The following is a 19696-nucleotide window of genomic DNA, read 5'->3' as shown; positions in this document are numbered from 1 at the left end:
TTTTTTTTCTTAACAACCTGTTATAAAATAGTATTGATATTCAGGAGGTTGTTGTGAAGATCAGTTTAAAATTTAAAATCATCGTTTTTGTTGTTGTATTGGTAAACCTCGCAGTAATTGCAGTTGGACTTGTTGCAAGACGGGAATTATCAGATTCTATCTCAACAAGTACCCAACAGATTATGGAATTAAATGCCCAGAAATCTGCTAAAATTTTACATGATGTAATGGAAAAGGAATTCTACTTCCTGGAAGCAATTGCGGAACTTCCTTATCTTCGTGATGAAGATATTACACTGGAACAGAAAACTGCACAGCTTTCAGCTATTGCCATAGCAAATCCAGAACATCTTGAAAACCTTGCTTTTTATAATGACAAAGGAATGTGTATAAGACCTGATGGTGTTTATGTAGATGTCTCTGATCAGGATTTTTTTCAGCAAACTATTTCAGGAAAAAGAGTTATTATCGACCCGTTACCTAAAAAATATATGATGGAATGGGCTGGCGATGAAACAATCATGTTCTATAGTATTCCGGTTTATAGCGCAAAAAATCCTAATAAAGCAATAGGTATTCTTTCTTCTATCGTAAATGGTGATGATGTATATAACCTTTCTGATTCGATTCTGATTGGTAAAAATTCACATCCAACAATTATGTCTACAGCATCTGGACTTGTAATCGGTCGAAATTCTTACGAAGGAATGTCTCAGGAAGATTATTCGTCATGGGAAATGGAACAGGTTGATGAAAAGGTAAAAACTCCATGGGATTATATGATTGAAGCTGTTGTTGCAGGTGAGACCGGCTATCAGATTGTTACTGAACCTGTTTCTAAAGAAAAAAAGGTTGTTTCATATATGCCGGTTGGAGGTGGCAGCGATTGGGCAATTATGTGTGCTGCTCCATACAGTGAATACTTTGACAGCCTTTCTAAAATAACTACAATCATTGCCATTGCTATTATAATTGCCATTATTATTGTTGTAATTTCAACCTTAATTCTTGTTTCACTTCTTATAAAACCTCTGGGATATGTAAAGAATACCATCAACGACATTGCTACTGGTGATGCAGATCTTACAAAACGAATTAATATTCATCTTAAAGATGAAATTGGTGATGTGGTTTCCGGCTTTAATAACTTTACGGAAAAACTGCAGTCCATTATTGCTCAGGTAAAGAAATCAAGAGATACTCTTGGAAGCGCTGGTCTCGCACTGGATTCATCTACACAGAACACAGCCACTTCTATTGATGAAATTCTTAACAGTATTGAATCTGTACATAAACAGATTTCAAATCAGTATACTTCGGTTCAACAGACAGCTGGAGCTGTAAATGAAATTGCCACTAACATTGAATCTTTAGGAACAATGATTGGCAAACAATCTTCTGAAGTTTCTGATGCATCTGCAGCTATTGAACAGATGATTGGAAATATTAAATCTGTAAATATTTCTATGGAAAAGATGTCTGAATCTTTTGATGCTCTTGCGGAATCTGCACAGACTGGTATTCAGATGCAGATAAATGTAAATACAATTATTGAAGACATCAAAAACCAGAGTGAAACTTTGCAGGATGCGAACACTGCAATTGCAGATATTGCAGAACAGACTAACCTTCTTGCTATGAACGCCGCAATTGAGGCTGCTCATGCCGGAGATGCAGGTAAGGGATTCTCGGTTGTTGCTGATGAAATCCGTAAGCTTTCTGAAACCTCTTCTTCTCAGTCAAAAACAATTGGTGATCAGCTGAACAATATCAAGAACTCAATTGATAATGTAGTTTCTGCATCGGAAGAATCAAGTAAAGCATTCCAGTCTGTAACAAATAAGATTTCTGATACTGAACAGCTTGTTCATCAGATTCAGGCTGCAATGGAAGAGCAGAATACAGGCTCTATGCATATTTCGAATGCACTTCATTCTATGAACGATTCTACAATTGAGGTAAAAACTGCCAGCGTTGAAATGTCACAGGGAAATAAGGCTATTCTTGAAGAAGTTAAAAATCTTCAGGACGCAACTGGTATCATGCAGACCAGTGTTGAAGAAATGACACAGGATGCAGAAAGAATTAAGGATACCGGTATTGCCCTTCGCGACATTTCAGAAAAGATGAAGTCATCAATTGAAGATATTGGTGGTCAGATAGATAAATTCAGAGTGTAATTATCTGTCGGACATTACTCATCAACACGGTAACGTGCGCGTGAAGTTTCTGTTTCAAAAACATCAACACAGTACAGTGCAGGCTCAGTTTTGCCTGCGCTGTACGACAAATCTATTCCCTCTTTCTTAAGCAAAGCTATTATTCCATCATAAATAAACATTGCTATACGTTCTGCACTTGGATTCTGATCAAAAACTGCAAGGTCATTAAGATTTGTATGATCCAGCTGTTTGCAAACCTCACGAAGAGCGGCTTTGAGTTTAGAAAAGTCTAAAAGCATTCCGCCTTCATTGAGTTTTGGACCTTTTACATGGGCATATACCTTATAATTATGGCCGTGAAGATTTTCACATTTACCATTGTAGTCTCTTAAAAAATGGGCAGCAGCAAAGTCTGCCGTTACGCGTACTTCAAACATATGGCGATTATATCACTTTTATATTTTTGCGCAAACATATATAATAGAAGAATGACAAAACAACTTTCACAGATTCTGCCGGCTTTTAAGAATACTGTTGTAGCAGCTGACGGAAGTACAATAACTGATTTATCAGAAATTAATAATATACAGATATCAAGCCTTGTGTTTGATTCACGCGAAGTAACTGCGGGCTCACTTTTCTTTGCCCTTCCTGGTACTCATACAGATGGTAACAACTACATTGAGCAGGCTATTCTTGCCGGCGCAAATGCTGTTGTTTTCCAGGGTGAACTTACATCTTCTCAGAAAGAGGATGTAGCTCAGGCAATCATAAAGCGCACTATTGATAATGCTATTTCAAATGAAATGCCAAAATTTGCCCCTGCACTCATCAATGTGCCGGATGCTCGTTTTTCAATGGCACCTCTTTCTGCCCGTTTTTATGATAACCCGAGTGAACGGCTCATCGTTATCGGTGTAACAGGTACTGAAGGAAAATCCAGTACTGTAAGTTTTATCTGGCAGCTGCTTCGTACCTGCGGCCACAAGGCTGGTTTTATTTCTACTGTTGAATACTCTTTTGGTGGAGATGCTCTTCCAAATCCACAGCATCAGACAACTCCAGAAGCCCCAATTATTCAGCATCACTTAAATGAAATGCTTGAAAACGGCTGTAAGTACGCTGTTGTAGAAACTTCTTCTCATGGACTTTCTACAAAACTTAACCGCTGCGGCGAGATTCTTTTTGACTGCGGTGTATTTATGAACGTTACACTCGAGCACCTTGAGTTCCACAAAAACTTTGAAACTTACCGCAACGATAAGGCAAATCTTTTCCGTGCACTCGATAAGCATAATCACATTAAGACTATTGCCGGAGAAAAACAGAAAATCAATTCTATCGGAATAGTAAATCTGGAGGATCCTTCTGCAACATATTTTATTGAAGCCACAAAGCACAACGTTTACGGCTTTACAACAGAAGGCAAGGCTGGAAAAGCAGCGGCAGAAACAGGCAGCAATGCTACTCCGCTTCCACCTATCCCTGAAAATCTCCGCTATATGACAGCACGTAATATTGCCTCTGCAACTTACGGACTTACTTTTGATGTTGATGCAGATGGAGAAAATGGTATTTACCCTGAAAACTATGATCCGGTACAGCCACGCGGAAAAAGTCACTTCAGTGTAAAGGCATCTCTTCCAGGCGCTTTCAATGCTTACAATCTGATGGCAGCAATTACTGCAGTAAGCAGTGTTACAGGACTTTCTTTTGAAGAGGTTGCTGCAAAGGTTCCTGAGCTCACACCAATCAAAGGCCGTATGACTGTTATTGATGAAGGTCAGCCTTTTGAACTTATTGTAGATTACGCTCATACACCTTCAAGTTTTGAAACAATTTTCCCACCGTTACGCAAACGCTGTAACGGACGCATTTTTGCTTTGTTTGGTAGTGGAGGAGAACGTGATCTTACAAAGCGTCCGCTTCAGGGCCAGATTGCTGCTAAGTTCTGCGACGTAGTTGTACTTGCAGATGAAGACCCTCGTGGAGAAGACCCGGTTGAACTTCTCAAGATGATTGCAGAAGGCGCTATCAAAGAGGGAAAAGTTATGGATGAAAATCTTTTTATTATCCATGACAGACCACAGGCAATCCGAGAAACTTTCAAAATGGCACAGAAAGGAGACATCGTTCTGCTGCTCGGAAAGTCACACGAAAACAGCATTATTTATAAAGACTATACAATGCCTTATGATGAAATAAACGAAGCTAAAAATGCATTAAAAGAATTATATAAATAAAGACAACAGCCGTGATATACGGTCACGTCAAGGCACGCTACGCTTAAAGCCTTGACATGCCCGTTTATCGGGTTTTTAAGGAGGTTAAACCCGCTATGAATATCGCAGTTATATACGGAGGCCGTTCGGGCGAACACGAAGTTAGTTTGATTTCTGCAGCGGCCATAGCAAGTGGAATCAGCAAAGAACACAAGGTAATTCTTATTGGAATTACAAAGTCTGGTAAATGGTATTTACAGCCTGATTCTGAATACGAAAGAGTATGCAAAGACACAAAAGCTATTCTTACAATTACAGAAGATGAAAGCAAGGCTGTTACTATTGTTCCAGCAGGTGGAAAGAACGCCTTTCTAGCTGGCGGCAAGCCTTTAGACATTGATGTAGTATTCCCTGCCCTTCACGGAACTTATGGTGAAGACGGTACTATTCAGGGACTTTTTGAAATGGCAGACATTCCTTATGTCGGCTGTACACCACTCGCATCTGCAATCACAATGGATAAGGAAAAGACAAAGCTGATCTGGCAGAGTGTTGGACTTCCTGTTGTACCTTACGTTTGTGTAAAGCGCTCGGTTGTTCTCGACAGTATCGTTTATGATTCAGTTATCGAAGAGACTGAAAAAGAACTAGGATATCCTATGTTTGTAAAGCCTTGCTGTGCAGGTAGTTCTAACGGTGCTTCTAAAGCAAACGACCGCAAGGAACTCAACTTTGCAATTATGGAAGCTTTTGAATGGGATGACAAAGTTCTTATCGAAAAGTCTTTGACTAATGCACGCGAAATTGAATGCAGCGTTACAGGAAACTCAGTAACCTTCCCTTCAGACAGCGACGTAGAAGAAGTAACAGCATATATTCCAGGTGAAATTGTTCCAAATCATGATTTTTATGATTTTGATGCAAAATACAATGATCCTGATGGAGCAAATCTGATTATTCCTGCAGAGCTCAGTGAAAATGACCTCGAAAAAATCAGAAAAACAGCCTGTGCAGCATATAAAGTTCTTGATGCAACAGGTCTTTCACGTGTTGACTTCTTTATTGACCGCGAAACTAAGGCTGTTTACCTCAACGAAATCAATACATTGCCGGGCTTTACTCCAATCAGTATGTTCCCTAAGATGTGTGATGCAGCAGGCCTCAAATTTGCAGACCTCGTTGAGCTTTTGATAAAAGAAGCTGTTGCACGTTATGAGACACACAGCAAGCTGACAACCAGCAGAATTTAAAACTAGACTTCACAATGATTATATGGTAAAATATTTTATTCATTTTTATCAAATATCATAAAAAAAAGGAAACTTTATTATGAAAAAAAATACTGTTTACACACTCGGATCATTAGTTATTCTTTTGATCTGTGCATTCTGTTTTGTCGTTCTTCCGGCAGTTGAAGGCAGAACAAGCCGCCAGCAGGGTGGCGACACACCAGTTTTTGGAAAATATGATGGAAAGGAAATCAAATATGAGCAGGGAACTGAGTTCGCTAACTTCGTATCTCAGTATGGCCAGATGTACCAGATGTATGGTCAGCAGCTTGATCAGACAACTTACTATCAGATTTTCAATCAGGCTTTCAAGTCTACAGTAATGAATTATGCTTATTCAGATGCTGTTAAAAAATCTGGCTATGAAGCTCCAAATTCTGCAGTAACAAGAGAGATTCTCCCTTACTTCCAGGATGAAAAAGGTAACTACTCTTCAAAGCTCTACAAACAGGCTTCTGAAAGCGTAAAGCAGGAACTCCATGATTCTGCAAAAGCATCTATTATTGCCAGTCGTTTTGCAAACGACAACTTTGCTTCTGATAACGAAAAAGTTGGTCTTACACCACTTTATGGTCTTAAGAATACTGAAGCAGAAAAGAAGTTCATTGCTGACATGAATAAAGAACAGCGTGGATTTAAGATGGCTGCTTTCTCAAAGAACGACTATCCTTTAGATGAAAAACTTAAGTTTGCTAATCAGAATGCAGCTTTGTTCAACAAATATGACATGTCTGTTATCACAGTAGAAGAAAAATCAAAGGCTGAATCAATTGCTAAACGCATTGCAAACAATGAAATCACATTTGAAGATGCTGTTTCTGAATATTCAGACAAGAGCTATTCTTCTTCTGATGGAAAAATCACAAACTCTTACCAGTATCAGATTTCAAATATCCTTGCTAACAAAGATGACCTTGCTTCAATCACAGGTCTTTCTTCTGGAGCAACAAGTGATATCATTCAGACTAATTCAGGCTACTCTATTTTCAAAATGGATGGTACTGTAACAAAACCTGATTTCACAACAGAAGATCTTCAGAGAGCTGTTTCAACTTATATCTCAGCTTATGAAATGACTCTTATTGAAGATTATTTCACAGCAAAGGCAAATGACTTCATCAAAGAAGCCAAAGCATCTGATTTCGATGCCGCTGCTGAAAAGCTAAATGTTAAGACAAGCGAAATTGCTAAGTTCCCTCTTAACTACGGAAATGTCAGCGTTTTGAATACACTTGATACTTCTGCAGATGGAATGTCAAATGCTGAACATAACGAAAACTTCCTTAAAACAGCATTCTCTCTTAAGCTCAATGAACTTTCTGAACCACTTGTACTGAACAACAATGTTATCGTTCTTCAGTATACAACAGAAGGAACTTCAGATGATAATGATGTAAACGTAAATACACTTGTTACTTATGATCAGTCATCAGCAACAAGCATCATTATGAAGAGTGATAAACTTGAAGATAACTTCCTCACAGTTTATTTCGACAACTACATGAGATAATCATTGGAAGAAAAGATTATTCAAAAGCCCTGTGCCGTTCAAAAAATTGAGACGTCTCAGGGCTTTTCTGTTTCATACAAAGAACACCTTCTCTATTCTAAATACAATCCTAAAAAAAATATTATTACTGCCATTGAGAATCTTAAGCTTCTTCCAGGCACAATTATTCTTTGCTGCTCTCCTCTACTTGGTTATGGAATTACAGAACTATTAAATAAGTTTCCATCTGCCTGCCTCTTAGTTTTATGTGAGGTAGAACAGGAACTTTTTGATTTTACGACAGTAGAAAACACTCTTCAATTTTCTGATAACAGAATCATTAACTGTACACCAGATGAATTAAATAACCTTCCTCTTAGACTTTATGATTTAGCAACTACAGGCCTTTACAAACGCGTTACACGACTTGATATGTCTGCCGGAACTCAATTTCATAAGGAATATTATGACAAACTTTTTACAGCCTGTTCAGATTCTGTAATGACATTCTGGAAGAATCGAATTACACTCACAAAGTTCGGTCGACGTTATTCTAAAAACCTTTTTGAAAACCTTCATTATCTTTCTGATTCAAAGCCTATAACTGATTTTTTTAATACAATAGAAAAACCAATTATAGTCTTTGGTGCTGGAGAAAGCACTCAGAAGCTGATTTCGTCATTACAAGCACAAAATGAGAATCAATCAAATTTTTCAAAATACTTCATTCTATGTGCTGATACAGCATTGCAGCCTCTCTTAAAGAACGGAATCCAACCAGATGGAGTTTTTGTAGAAGAAGCTCAGTCTGTTATAACAAAGGCTTTTATTGGAGTTCCGGAAGATATTCATATTTTTGCAGGATTATCATCAATTCCAAATCTTGCCCATAAAGCAGGCTCTAAGAATATTTCCTACTTCTTTACAGAATACACAAAAGCAAGTTTTATCGAGAATCTGATAAGTAAATCGTTTATGCCGCCAGCAAATCTGCCGTTCGGTTCTGTAGGCCTTACAGCAGTATATTATGCATTAAAATTCCGTAAGGATGAATCAGTTCCTGTTTATATTTCAGGACTGGATTTTTCTTACTCAACTGGTATAACACATACAAAGAATGCTCTGGCTCATATTCTGCGGCTCATTACAGGTAACAGAATTAACAGCATTGCAAATTACAGCGCTGCATACGGGACAGGAACAGAACAGTTCACAGACAAAAGCGGCAAAAAGTTTATAACTACCCCATCGCTTAAAAATTATGCCATAATGTTCAACAACCTTTTTGGCGACACAAAGAACCTTTTTGATTCTGGAGAATGTGGTATTCCATTAGCAATTCCAAGAGCGTTTCCAGGACCTTCTGAAAAGAAAGAGCTGAATATTAAAACATCAGCTTTTTCTCAAAGCCACAAGAATGAAATTCAAAACTATCTGGAAAATGAAAAGAAAGCACTGGAATATCTGCGCGATTTACTGACAGGAAAGACAGAATTCACCGGTGAAAAATTATCTGAAGAAATCGCAAATATTGTAGAACCTAGAGAATATCTGTATCTGCATTTTGCAGATGGTTGGAAATTCTCAATGAGTCAGTCATTCTTAAATAGAATCAGAACCGAGATAGATTATTTTTTGAAGCTTATGTAAATAAGTTTTCGATACGACCTTCTGTCTACTCAACTATTGATCGTCGTTTTCTTTTAATACTGCCAGGAATGCTGACTGTGGAAGTTCTACATCACCGATCATCTTCATGCGCTTTTTACCTTCCTTCTGTTTTTCAAGAAGCTTGCGCTTACGTGTGATATCACCACCATAACACTTAGCAAGAACGTCCTTGCGTACAGGGTTTACAGTTTCGCGGGCAATAATTTGTCCGCCGATAGCACCCTGAATTGCAACCTTGAACTGCTGTCTTGAAATCTCATTCTTAAGGCGTTCACAAACCTTGCGTGCACGGTCTACAGCATTCTGACGGAATGTCAGAAGAGAAAGTGCATCGACAATCTTTCCGTTCAAAAGAATATCAACCTTTACGAGATCTGTAGCACGATATCCGGTAACTTCATAATCAAAAGAAGCATAACCACGGCTATAGCTCTTAAGACGGTCATAGAAATCAAAGAGAACTTCAGAAAGAGGCATCTCATAAGTAAGCTCAACGCGTTTTGTGTCGAGGTACTGCATGTTAGTCTGAACACCACGTTTTTCTGTACACAAGGCCATAATTGAACCAAGGAATTCAGAAGGTGTGATGATAGAAGCCTTGATGTATGGCTCTTCAGCATCCTTAATTCGTCCCTGAGGATATTCTGAAGGATTATCAATATACATATCTTCACCGCTCTGGAGATGAAGAAGATAACGTACGCTAGGTGCTGTAAAGATTACAGCCTGGTCAAAGTCGCGCTCAAGACGTTCCTGAATAATTTCAAGGTGAAGAAGACCTAAGAAGCCACAGCGGAAACCGTTACCGAGAGCAAGCGAATTATCCTTTTCATAAATCAAACTTGCATCATTAAGCTTGAGTTTTTCCATACTATCTTTAAGTTCTTCATAATCATTTGAATCCATTGGATAGATTGAAGAATACACAACAGGCTTTACTTCCTTAAAACCAGGAAGCGGCTCGTCTACTCCGCCCTCTACAGAAGTAATTGTATCACCAACTTTAACATCGCTTACAGTCTTGAGACCGGAAATAATATAACCTACATCACCAGCTTCAAGCACTCCAGTTTCTTCGTAGTTGATTTTGAAGATACCGCACTGCTCTACTTTGTACTGAGTGTTTGTGCTCATCATTTTGATAAGGTCTCCAGTCTTGAGACGACCTTCCATAACACGAACATGAACAACTACTCCACGGTAAACATCATAATGACAGTCAAAAATCAAAGCAGCAAGTTTTCCGTTTGGATCTCCTGTTGGAGCCGGGAACTTTGTTACAATTGCTTCGAGAAGTTCATCTATTCCCTCGCCTGTCTTTGCAGAAACACACATAGCGTCTGCAGAGTCCAGTCCAAGCTCATTATCAATCTGATGTTTGCAGGATTCAATATCAGCAGATGCAAGGTCAATCTTATTGATTACTGGAACCATTGTAAGATCATGCTCAAGAGCCATATACATATTCGAAACAGTCTGGCTTTCTACACCCTGAGTTGCATCAATCAAAAGAAGAGCACCTTCGCAGGAAGCAATAGCGCGGGAAACTTCATAAGAAAAGTCTACGTGACCCGGAGTATCAACAAAGTTTAATTCGTAGTCGTGACCGTCCTTTGCGTGATAAGGAATTGTTACAGCCTGACTTTTGATTGTAATACCACGTTCACGTTCAATATCCATATTGTCGAGAATCTGGTTCATCATCTTGCGGTCATCAATAATCTTTGCCTTCTGAATAAGACGGTCAGACAAAGTTGATTTTCCGTGGTCGATGTGAGCAACAATACAGAAGTTGCGCTTATATTTCATTTCGGTCATTTTAAAGCTCCTGAATCACAAATTAAAAATAATACGGGCTATCAAGACTAGTCGCAAGACTCATAGATACATCAAGAAAAGCCTTCTTTTTTCTTTTCGTTGCAAGTGTTGTTATTATAACTTCATTCTTCTGATCAATCTGAACACCATTTATAGTTACAGAATCATTCTCAGAAAAACTCATCTGGTCTGCAGTACTTCCCAGAATAATTTTTTCTATTGTATAGGAATTTCTGTTTGTTGTCGATGAAGGAATCAATTTCATTCCAAAAAGAGGAACAAAAGAACTGGTAATCAAATCTGAATTATAAACTGTTACAGATGGATTTTCCGGTCTTTTATCCAGATATACAAGACATTTCTTTTCTTCACCATCTGCAGAAATATAACAGCATTCTACTATAGTTTCTGTTTCATACGACATCATCATAAAATTAAAATCATCAAGAGATGAAATCTGTTTTCCATCAAATGATGTAATAACATCGCCAGGTTTCAAGCCGGACATAAATCCAGAGCCTCCGGAAAGTACATACTGAACTTCGAGTCCCTGTTTTTTAAGTCCTTCACGTTTTGTATTTCCAAAACAACCGATCCATGGATGAATAATCTCACCACGGCCATAAAGATAAACAAGCTCCTGCTTAAGATATTCAACAGGAATTGCAAAATTTAAGCCCTGCAACTGAAGCATTCCTGCAAAAACAATTGCCTGTACTTTTAAATTACTGTCGATTAACGGACCACCTGAGTTACCTGAGTTTACAGCTGCATCAATCTGAAATACATTTCCAAGAGCAAGCAGTTTACGGTCAAAAGATGAAACAATACCGGAAGTAAGAGTTCCTTCAAGACCAACAGGAGTTCCTATTGCAGAAATCTTATCTCCTATTTCCAGGTCTGTACTTGAACCAAGATTAAGAACATATTCCGGAACAATTTCTACTTTAAGCAGTGCAAGATCAAGTAAAGAATCATAACCAACAACCTTTGCAGGAATCTTTGTCAGATTATCATCAGAAAGCTTTATATATAAACGAGAATAACCTTCATATTTCGGATTTACCATAGAATCAATTACATGATGATTTGTTACAATATATCCGCGTTCATCAATAAAAAAGCCTGAACCAATTATTACATCTGCATAGCCGGCACCATTTTTAACTTTTACTCCACGGTCTACCCAGATAGTAACAGCAGCCTTCATACATTCTGAAATCTTTGAAGGTGCTTTTTTATTTACACTTGTAATTCCAGGAATATCAGCATAAGCAAGTTTTTCAATCTGCGAATAGGAATAATTCTTTGCTTTCCAGTCCGGCTTTACAGCAATAATGGATTTATAATATCTTTTTGCATCAAGATAATTTTTATCTTCGATTGAAGCTTCCAGACGAGTTGAAAGATAATCTATACATCTTTCAATTACATCTTCACGTCCAAGAAGACTTGCCCGCCATAAAGCTCTTACAGGTTCTTTTTCCATAAAAGAATTGATGCGTTCAATTTCATTTTGAACGATATCTTCATCACAATAGTTTAAAGGCTCTGGAACAGAATCCGGCTGACGAACAGATTTACAGGAAACACAAAATAATACACAGGCCAATAAGCTTGTAATTGAGAAAAACTTTACTAACAGTTTCATATTATTCAGCAGCTCCTTCTTCAAGCGACACAACAGTTGCAGGAACTTTACGACAGAAATAAGAAGAACCAACCTTTATAACTGATATTCTCTGTTCTTCATAATCAAACAAATCTATCTTACCCTGTTCAAGACCGCGTGAAACAAAATCTAAAACAGAAGTCTCTTCATCTAAAGTTCCTTTCTGATCAATCCAATAGAGTCCCTCAGTTTCTCCGGCATATACCATAACCTCTGTGCCTTCTGCATTCATTTTAACAGGCACACCATCAGCCAGAGTGATTGAAAGAATCTGAAGTCCATTTGAATCAAAATACAAAGACTCTTCGATTAATGACTCATCTGTTTTCTGCGGATAGCGAATATACTGACAGTCTGGAAGACCATTATCATCATTATCCCAGATAGTTACCTTTCCATTGTATTCCAGATATTCCTCTGAGAACTCGCAGAAAGTATTTGCATTTCTGTCTACCTGAATTTTGCGGAGATACAGATCTGAACGGCCATCTATGAAGTTGAATACACTTGAAATAATGCGGTCATTTTCTTCTGAGCGAAGGCCATCCTGCGCAAAAGGTATTTCTGAATAAAACTCTGTAGTTTCAAAACTGCCATCATTATCATAATCAACAAAACGAACGAGAGAGCTTTCTTTTGTAAAATCACAGTAAGCATAACGTTTATTCTTTTCGTAGAACTCAGCAAATACAATATTTCCACCAGAAAGAGTATAAACAATTTTTGCGTCATCACGCTCAGTAACAGGAAGTTCAAAACTTGATGCCTTTTCAATGAGTTCCTGAGGGAGAGGAATTGCAATTTCTTTTGAAATATATGGAATATAGAATTCTGCTCCAGTACGTGCAAAAACTGTATCAGTCATAAAATCAAAAGGTGAAAATACAAAATCATCATGAAGGAAATTGAAGATCAGATTATTATCTGAATAATGAACCTTTGAAATTCTCGGGAAAGTATCATAGAAGAATTGAATTCGACTTGTATTGAAATAAACAAAAATCGGAGCACCAAAATCACAAGAAGAATAAAGTTCTGTTTCACCGTCGTTATTTCCATCATATTTTATATACTGAGGACGGCCATTTTCATATTGAACTGTAAACTCATACTGAAGGTCCATATTTTCATCGATATAAAGAGTTCCTGTATAATCAGCAAGAGTTTCTGCAGCACGCTGAATTACAGCTTCATCAGAAAGAAGTGCAATAAAAGTTTCAAGTAAATCAAGAGAGAGTTCAGAACCGGAAGCGCTGAAGAACATATCAAAAGCCTGCTCATCAGTGTAAATGCCGGCACGTAAGGCTGCAATAGCAAGCAGCGCACTAAGGTTCTTGTTCTTGGCGTCAATTGCTTTTATGAGACGGTGTTTTTCCTCTCCACGGGCAAAAGAAACAGCCATCAGTTCGAGTTCCTGATTTCTGTCTGAATAATCAGGTAGTTTTGCTATATAAGAATCTGCAATTGTAATTACAATCTGAGGGATAGTATATTTTAGACCATCTCGTTCAGCTTCACTCATAAAAAGTGATTCAAACATGAAAAAGATTTCAGAAAAACGCTGATCAGATGGATAAACTCTGCGGTCACTATTAAGTCTCTGACGAGCCTGACTCAAAGAATCTTTAGTTCCAATACGATAATAATTCTTTATACGGATAAACTCTGCATCTGCAGAATAAATAAATGGTTCACTATCAATAACAGAAAGAGATTCTTCATATAGACCTGTATCAGAAAGAAGATCTGCAAGGAAAATACGAGCTCCATTCTTTGTATACCCTGCCCAGCTTGAACGTTCAAAAGCAGAAGATAAAAGACGGAGAGCAGCAGCCTTAGTTCCACCAAGATTAAGAGAAGCTGCAGCCTTTATATAATAAAGATCAGAAATTGAATTATCATATGAAAGTCCAAGTTCAGCCTGACTTAAAGCATTCTGCCAGTCTCCGGCAACAAGACAGTTTTCAGCAAGTTTGAGACATCGCAGTGCAGTATTTTTATTTGCCGCTGCAGCAGAATTCTGCGCAATTACAGAAAAGGAAATAACTAACGAAAAAAGACAACTAATTACTAACTTTTTCATAACTTTACAATCCAATCCTTATATCCTAAAAATCCACCAAGAACAGCTTTTATGCTCTGGGATTTTTCATTCAAAATCTGAATTACCGGGATTAGCGGACGTTCAGCAGATGAAACATGCCAGTCTGAAAAAATATCAGAAACTTTTTTTTCCGATTTATCAGCACAGATTACAGTATCACCTGGAATTGTATTCCTTACCAGAAAAGGAATCGGAACACAGTCTATAACACTTCCTTCTGCAGCACTGACAGAAACAAAGCCCTGTCCATTCTGCTCCCTGTAATTAAAAACATTTAAAAATCCGAAAGGAAACTCAAATGTTCCAGTTTCTTCTATTATATCAGAAAAAAACAAATCCGTATTGTTTTCTGTGTGTTTTTTTACAAAAAGATGCTTTTTTTCACAGATGATGTCTATATCAGAAAAATGCTTTATAAAAGAGTAATCATAATTATTTTCTGAAGTTTTGTTATTAAAAACAGAAATTACATCTTTGAGAAACTGATGAGGTATACGGGATGTCTCACCGGCTTTATTACAGGCCTCGAGTAAAAGACGGTATTTTACAGCATCAGGAGCTGAAAGAAAATCTGAAAAAGGAAGTTCAACAGAACCGTCTTTTGTAAGCACAAGAGGATATTTTTCTATGCATGATTGTATAAGCCTTGAATCTTCAGCAGCTTTCTGAGCTCCATTAAGAACTGCAGTCTGCCAGCCGGAAAAGTTTTCATCAAGAAATGGAACAAGCTTAAGCCGTATCTTATTACGAAGATAATCCGTCTCATAATTAGTTTTATCCGTCCGCCACTCAAAGCCCCGGCTAGCCACATATTCCTCGATTTCCCGCCGCGTTACTCCCAGCAGCGGCCTTATAAAACATTCCCGCCGCGCTCTGATACCAGCCGCAGCCTCCGCGGGGCTCCCCTGCAAAAAGCGCATGAGCACCGTCTCCAGCTGATCGTTCCGGTTATGTGCAAGACACAGAGCATCCAAGCCCCGCTCCGTCACAAAACGTCCGAACGCCGCGTAACGTAAATACCGAGCTGCTTCTTCTATACCACCGCCGCGCTTCTCCGCTTCTGCCGCAACAGCCCCTCGCTCAAGTTCCACGACATCGCATTCAATCTGCCGTCCCTCGCGGCGAAGTCTTTCGCATACTTCAAGAACAAAGTCCACGTCGCCGCGACTCTCCGCAGCTGGCCGTATATTATGATTTACAGTGATTACATATAAAGGCGAAAAAAACTGAGAGAGAGAAAGCAGCAGCGAAACAGAATCTGCTCCACCCGATACGGCAACACCGATGCGCTGACCTCCGCCAATAACTTTTCCGGCAGGAGAATCCAGCTGTAAGCCGCATTCAATTAAACCATTCCAAACTTTCTTCTCAAACTCACACATAAAAAAAAGACTGTTCTGAAAACAGAACAGTCTTTATTATACACTAAAAAGTGCTAATTAGCGAGTACCTTGCGGTGTGGAAATTAACCACGAGCTGGAGATACAGTTACGAGTGGGAGTTCAGCGCTTGTAAGAACTTCAACCTTGCTGTCAAGCTTGAGATCCTTTACACGGAGAGCTTCACTAACGTTGATTCCTGAAATATCAGCTGTGATTGTTTCTGGAAGGTCAGCAATAGCTGCCTTGATTTTGATTTCGTTATTGCGTTCTTTCTTGAAACCACCCTTAAGAACACCAGCTGGAGTTCCTGTGTAGTGGATCTTAATCTTCATAACGAGTTTTTCGTCTGCATCTGGTGCAAAGAAATCTGCGTGAAGAACTTTGTCGTTACGGATGTTGTATTCAACGTCCTTGATCAAAGCGAGAGATTCTTTTCCATCAACGTTAAGAGTGATAGAAGTTGTTGGAGTGATAGTTCTCCAGATCTTGTTGAATTCTACTTCGCCAACTTCGATAGATGTAGCCTCGCCCTTTGAATTGTAAACAACGGCAGGGATACGTCCTTCTTTGCGAAGATTTTTAGCAGCTGTTTTACCAGTAGCTGTACGAAGTTTTGCTTCGAGTGTCTGCTTACTCATTTTCTTAAAGCTCCTTATATCCTTAAAAATATTGAACAATATTAACAGAAATCAGTAAGTTATTCAAGACTGGGACAAGTTACTGTTAATCACAATAGCAGAATAAGGTAAAGAACTTCAAATAGTTATAGATTCTATTCCGTATTTCATAATTTATATTAATTTTCGAATAATTCATATATATATGCATTTTATAAACTTTGTTTGTACTTTTCTTATACATGCAAGTTACAAAATCTGCACAGGCAATTTCTGGAACAAAGTAATCAGGGCCTATACCATATCCTACATAATAATTATCAACACCACAGTTCTCCAGTATACCGATTTTTTCAGGTTCTGCAAAAAACCAGTCATCATTATACTTTTGTGAAATATTATCCAGTTTTGTAATATTGATTATATCTTTTACATTATTTACTGTTACATTTTCATATTCTTCTACAGTTATTGTCATGGAGTTTGTTCCACCGCCAATGATGTAAATTAATTTCTTTTCATCAACTGGCTGTTTAGTTTCCATAGACCGTTTCGCCATAACATTCCAGTCATTATTGAACAGCATAATTCCAAATTCATCATTAAAAGGATGTACTTCATAAAAATCTGACAGATTTATATTCTCATCAAATTCAGAATCCTTATAAGAATATTGAATAACTTTCTTATCTCCCTGTTTACTGGTTGTTTTCTTTGAACTGTATTTTTTCAAGAGGGCTTTTTCAAAAGGCTGTTCTTCCAGATTGTTTTTCTGAATATATTTTTTAACCTGTTTCTGAATATTTTTATTCTTTGTGTTTATAAAAAAGCTTTCATAAAGCATTGCAGAAAAAAGTTTCTTTCCGATCTGATTTTCATATACCCTTGCAAATTCATCATCAGGAATTTTAATTTTACCCTCTTCCCAATTTTGCAGCCAGTTCCAGCATTGGAAAAAGTGCTGTAATTCTTCTGCGGTAATTACATAAAAAAGCTGCGGTTCTTCTTCCTGAGGCTCAGAATTATCAGCATAAACAAAAACAGATAATAAAAGGAAAATTAATGCGAAAACTGATTTTTTCATTTTTTAACTCCAAAACTTTTTATTATTTAGTTCAAATTTTTTTTATTGATATTTAATTTTACAATAGATTTATAAAATTTAAAAGTTTTTTTATGACTTTTGAGACTAAAAGTCATAAACGAAAAAAGTTTGACTACTAGCAAAAGTAGTATATAATTATATTAATGGAACATGAAATTTCTGGCTGGGCGTATGCAAAAATAAATTTTGGTCTTCGGGTACTTCCCGGGCGTGCAGACGGATTTCATGGCATTGAGAGTATTTTCCAGACGGTTGATTTATTTGACGAGTTGACTTTGACAGTAACAGCAGAAGAAGGCTGTTTTGTGCATTGCAGCGACATGGAACTGCCTGAGAATAATACTCTTACAAAGGCTTACAATGCATTTTGTAAGGTTGTGGACTGTGAGGTGCCAGGTGTTAAGGTTGAACTAAAGAAGGGAATTCCTTCTGGAGGAGGCCTTGGCGGTGGTTCTTCTGATGCAGCCGCTCTGGTAAGAATGCTTGAAAAGCTTTGTAACGTAAGGTTATCTGACAGCGATCTGGATAATATTGCTGCCGAGACAGGCAGTGATGTTTTTTTCTTTATGCACTGCGATGAACAAGGCCGGGGCTGTGCTCTGGTATCTGGTCGTGGTGAAGTGGTAAAGAAAATCCATGGGCGAGAAGACCTTTTCCTGGTATTGATTTTTCCTAAGGTGAGCTCTTCCACTAAAGAAGCATATGCTCTGGTGGATGAGGCTTTTGCCGGTGGAAAAGTTTTGGTAAGTCCTGAATTTGATGAGCTAGAGCTGGTTTACAGAAAGCCGCCGGAAAATTGGACTTTTATTAATACTTTTACGCCCGTGATTTCTAAAAAATACGAAGAGATTGGGCGAGCAATTGAGGCTTTAAAAGCCCTGAACTGTAATTACGCACAAATGTCAGGCTCCGGTTCAACAGTTTTTGGGGTATTTGCTTCCAGGCAGCTGGCTGAATCTGCAGTAGAAAAACTCGCAGATTCTTGGAACTGTAAATTAGCGCGGACTGTATAAGATTATAGTTTTGCGGTGTAATTTTGCGGAGGTAGATGATTTATGCAGATTACCGAATTGAGAATTAGAAAGGTTGAGGACGAAGGTAAGCTCCGTGCTTACGTTACAGTTACTTTTGATAACTGCTTTGTTGTTCACAATGTAAAAATTATCGAAGGCAAGAGCGGCCTGTTCATTGCAATGCCAAGCCGTAAAACTGCCAACGGGGAATACAAGGATGTAGCCCATCCTATCAGCCCAGAGTTCCGTACCGAACTGCAGGACAAGATTCTCGCAGAATATAATGCAGGTCACGTAGAAACAGGTACTTCCCCAGACGACTAAAATATTATATAATACTAGGCATCTTTGGGTCGTCGGCAAGCGGTAAGCCAACGGCTTTTGGTGCCGTCATTCCACAGGTTCGAATCCTGTCGACCCAGAAAATAAAAAAGCGAGCTGAATAGCTCGCTTTTTTATTTTCTGGGTCAGAACTCTGAGATTACTAAACAATACTGCATATTGAAAAACACTCAGAGTTCAATTTATGAGCCGGTGAACTTCATCTTATGAGCCAACCGGGGGGCGTTGCGGGGCCCTCCCCGCAGAAGGGGTAGCGGAAAACACCGCAGGCGTTTGAAGCGAGGGGAAGACTTTCCCCTCCTATTGCACTAAATTCCAATCTTTTCAAAATAACCGAAGAATTTTCCGCTGAATATCACTAAAACTTATTTACTTTTTAGGCACTTTGAATTATATTATTTGGCGGTGAGTTTATAAAGTTTATAATCAGTGCTTTCCACAAAAACAATGCGGGGTTTTTATGTCTGCTGATTCAGATTTTGAAGAATTAACAATGTCTTTTTCATACGGCGATGATTTCGACGATGAATATGATGATGATTTCGATGATGACTTCGATGACTACGAAGAGGATGACGAAGCTCTTGATGATTTCGATGATGATGCAGACTTGTACTACGACGATGTTTTCAAAGAAGAAGAGGACGTAGACGAACCTTACGATGACGTTGAAGAAGAAGACGGATACGGTTCATATCGCAGCCGCTTCCAGGACGAAGATGAAGTATAAGCCTATGACAGGCAATAAAGAATAGCATAAAAAAACAGTCCAACTGGACTGTTTTTTTATTTTAGCTTTACACCACAAAC

Annotated in this window: 15 protein-coding genes and 1 tRNA gene; 9 read left to right on the top strand and 7 right to left on the bottom strand. The window is 38.3% G+C overall.

All coding sequences use genetic code 11. The annotated features are described in order from the left end of the window. Nucleotides 1-53 precede the first annotated feature (53 nt). Nucleotides 54-2180, top strand: a complete 2127-nt coding sequence (locus AABJ44_RS05590; protein WP_338370938.1) for a methyl-accepting chemotaxis protein — start codon at nt 54-56, stop codon at nt 2178-2180. A 14-nt stretch (nt 2181-2194) separates the two neighbouring features. On the opposite strand, the gene queD is transcribed toward AABJ44_RS05590, so the two are convergent. Further along, nucleotides 2195-2599: a 6-carboxytetrahydropterin synthase QueD gene (queD, locus tag AABJ44_RS05585; protein WP_338370937.1), complete on the bottom strand. Its 405-nt coding sequence runs from the start codon at nt 2597-2599 to the stop codon at nt 2195-2197. A 51-nt stretch (nt 2600-2650) separates the two neighbouring features. Between queD and AABJ44_RS05580 the strand changes: the two genes are divergently transcribed. The 4 genes from AABJ44_RS05580 (at nt 2651) to AABJ44_RS05565 (ending at nt 8812) form a co-directional block, all read left to right on the top strand. Next, nucleotides 2651-4405 carry a Mur ligase family protein gene (locus AABJ44_RS05580; protein WP_338370936.1) on the top strand — a complete coding sequence of 585 codons (1755 nt, stop codon included), beginning with the start codon at nt 2651-2653 and terminating at the stop codon, nt 4403-4405. 95 nt (nt 4406-4500) lie between these two features. Further along, nucleotides 4501-5634, top strand: a complete 1134-nt coding sequence (locus tag AABJ44_RS05575) for a D-alanine--D-alanine ligase family protein (protein ID WP_074644587.1) — start codon at nt 4501-4503, stop codon at nt 5632-5634. A 79-nt stretch (nt 5635-5713) separates the two neighbouring features. Next, nucleotides 5714-7183: a SurA N-terminal domain-containing protein gene (locus tag AABJ44_RS05570; protein WP_338370935.1), complete on the top strand. Its 1470-nt coding sequence runs from the start codon at nt 5714-5716 to the stop codon at nt 7181-7183. Between the two features lie 3 nt (nt 7184-7186). Beyond that, entirely contained in the window at nt 7187-8812 is a 1626-nt protein-coding gene (locus AABJ44_RS05565) for a 6-hydroxymethylpterin diphosphokinase MptE-like protein (RefSeq protein WP_338370934.1), read from the top strand. A 33-nt stretch (nt 8813-8845) separates the two neighbouring features. On the opposite strand, the gene lepA is transcribed toward AABJ44_RS05565, so the two are convergent. The 6 genes from lepA to AABJ44_RS05535 form a co-directional block, all read right to left on the bottom strand. Continuing rightward, a complete protein-coding gene (gene lepA / locus AABJ44_RS05560) occupies nt 8846-10651 on the bottom strand; it encodes a translation elongation factor 4 (protein WP_338370933.1) in 1806 nt (601 codons plus the stop codon). Between the two features lie 22 nt (nt 10652-10673). Beyond that, the gene (locus tag AABJ44_RS05555) at nt 10674-12302 is read right to left on the bottom strand and encodes a S1C family serine protease (RefSeq protein WP_338370932.1); all 1629 of its coding nucleotides are present in this window, start codon (nt 12300-12302) and stop codon (nt 10674-10676) included. Between the two features lies 1 nt (nt 12303). Next, entirely contained in the window at nt 12304-14406 is a 2103-nt protein-coding gene (locus AABJ44_RS05550) for a hypothetical protein (RefSeq protein ID WP_338370931.1), read from the bottom strand. Continuing rightward, on the bottom strand, nt 14403-15809 hold the full coding sequence (tilS, locus tag AABJ44_RS05545) for a tRNA lysidine(34) synthetase TilS (RefSeq protein WP_338370930.1): 1407 nt from the start codon (nt 15807-15809) through the stop codon (nt 14403-14405). The genes AABJ44_RS05550 and tilS overlap by 4 nt, the downstream gene beginning before the upstream one ends. Before the next feature lie 83 nt (nt 15810-15892). Continuing rightward, complete coding sequence (locus tag AABJ44_RS05540) at nt 15893-16447, bottom strand: 50S ribosomal protein L25 (protein ID WP_074644577.1); 555 nt, start codon at nt 16445-16447, stop codon at nt 15893-15895. An 85-nt stretch (nt 16448-16532) separates the two neighbouring features. Continuing rightward, on the bottom strand, nt 16533-17510 hold the full coding sequence (locus AABJ44_RS05535) for a hypothetical protein (RefSeq protein WP_338370929.1): 978 nt from the start codon (nt 17508-17510) through the stop codon (nt 16533-16535). A gap of 164 nt (nt 17511-17674) precedes the next feature. Here AABJ44_RS05535 and ispE point away from each other — a divergent pair, with 164 nt between their 5' ends. The 4 genes from ispE to AABJ44_RS05515 all read left to right on the top strand — a co-directional run bounded on the left by ispE (nt 17675) and on the right by AABJ44_RS05515 (nt 19616). Next, on the top strand, nt 17675-18544 hold the full coding sequence (gene ispE, locus AABJ44_RS05530) for a 4-(cytidine 5'-diphospho)-2-C-methyl-D-erythritol kinase (protein WP_338370928.1): 870 nt from the start codon (nt 17675-17677) through the stop codon (nt 18542-18544). 42 nt (nt 18545-18586) lie between these two features. After that, nucleotides 18587-18868 (top strand): septation regulator SpoVG, encoded by a 282-nt coding sequence (gene spoVG / locus AABJ44_RS05525; protein ID WP_022933210.1) that lies wholly within the window; start codon nt 18587-18589, stop codon nt 18866-18868. Nucleotides 18869-18893: 25 nt separating this feature from the next. After that, nucleotides 18894-18966: transfer RNA gene (locus AABJ44_RS05520), tRNA-Gln, on the top strand. A 380-nt stretch (nt 18967-19346) separates the two neighbouring features. Continuing rightward, entirely contained in the window at nt 19347-19616 is a 270-nt protein-coding gene (locus tag AABJ44_RS05515; protein ID WP_074645459.1) for a hypothetical protein, read from the top strand. Nucleotides 19617-19696: the final 80 nt, after the last annotated feature.

It is taken from the genome of Treponema bryantii (assembly GCF_036492245.1).
Lineage (GTDB): Bacteria > Spirochaetota > Spirochaetia > Treponematales > Treponemataceae > Treponema_D > Treponema_D bryantii_C.
The sequence above is the reverse complement of the archived record's forward strand: the minus strand, read 5'-3'. Positions and strand labels throughout refer to the sequence as shown.

What these genes read in the sequence shown, in the direction of transcription:
- ispE (WP_338370928.1), top strand. Translation starts at nt 17,675, where the DNA reads ATGGAACATGAAATTTCTGGCTGGGCGTATGCAAAAATAAATTTTGGT.
- AABJ44_RS05535 (WP_338370929.1), bottom strand. Translation starts at nt 17,510, where the DNA reads ATGAAAAAATCAGTTTTCGCATTAATTTTCCTTTTATTATCTGTTTTT.
- AABJ44_RS05575 (WP_074644587.1), top strand. Translation starts at nt 4,501, where the DNA reads ATGAATATCGCAGTTATATACGGAGGCCGTTCGGGCGAACACGAAGTT.
- AABJ44_RS05580 (WP_338370936.1), top strand. Translation starts at nt 2,651, where the DNA reads ATGACAAAACAACTTTCACAGATTCTGCCGGCTTTTAAGAATACTGTT.
- lepA (WP_338370933.1), bottom strand. Translation starts at nt 10,651, where the DNA reads ATGACCGAAATGAAATATAAGCGCAACTTCTGTATTGTTGCTCACATC.
- AABJ44_RS05570 (WP_338370935.1), top strand. Translation starts at nt 5,714, where the DNA reads ATGAAAAAAAATACTGTTTACACACTCGGATCATTAGTTATTCTTTTG.
- AABJ44_RS05515 (WP_074645459.1), top strand. Translation starts at nt 19,347, where the DNA reads ATGTCTGCTGATTCAGATTTTGAAGAATTAACAATGTCTTTTTCATAC.
- spoVG (WP_022933210.1), top strand. Translation starts at nt 18,587, where the DNA reads ATGCAGATTACCGAATTGAGAATTAGAAAGGTTGAGGACGAAGGTAAG.
- tilS (WP_338370930.1), bottom strand. Translation starts at nt 15,809, where the DNA reads ATGTGTGAGTTTGAGAAGAAAGTTTGGAATGGTTTAATTGAATGCGGC.
- AABJ44_RS05555 (WP_338370932.1), bottom strand. Translation starts at nt 12,302, where the DNA reads ATGAAACTGTTAGTAAAGTTTTTCTCAATTACAAGCTTATTGGCCTGT.
- queD (WP_338370937.1), bottom strand. Translation starts at nt 2,599, where the DNA reads ATGTTTGAAGTACGCGTAACGGCAGACTTTGCTGCTGCCCATTTTTTA.
- AABJ44_RS05540 (WP_074644577.1), bottom strand. Translation starts at nt 16,447, where the DNA reads ATGAGTAAGCAGACACTCGAAGCAAAACTTCGTACAGCTACTGGTAAA.
- AABJ44_RS05550 (WP_338370931.1), bottom strand. Translation starts at nt 14,406, where the DNA reads ATGAAAAAGTTAGTAATTAGTTGTCTTTTTTCGTTAGTTATTTCCTTT.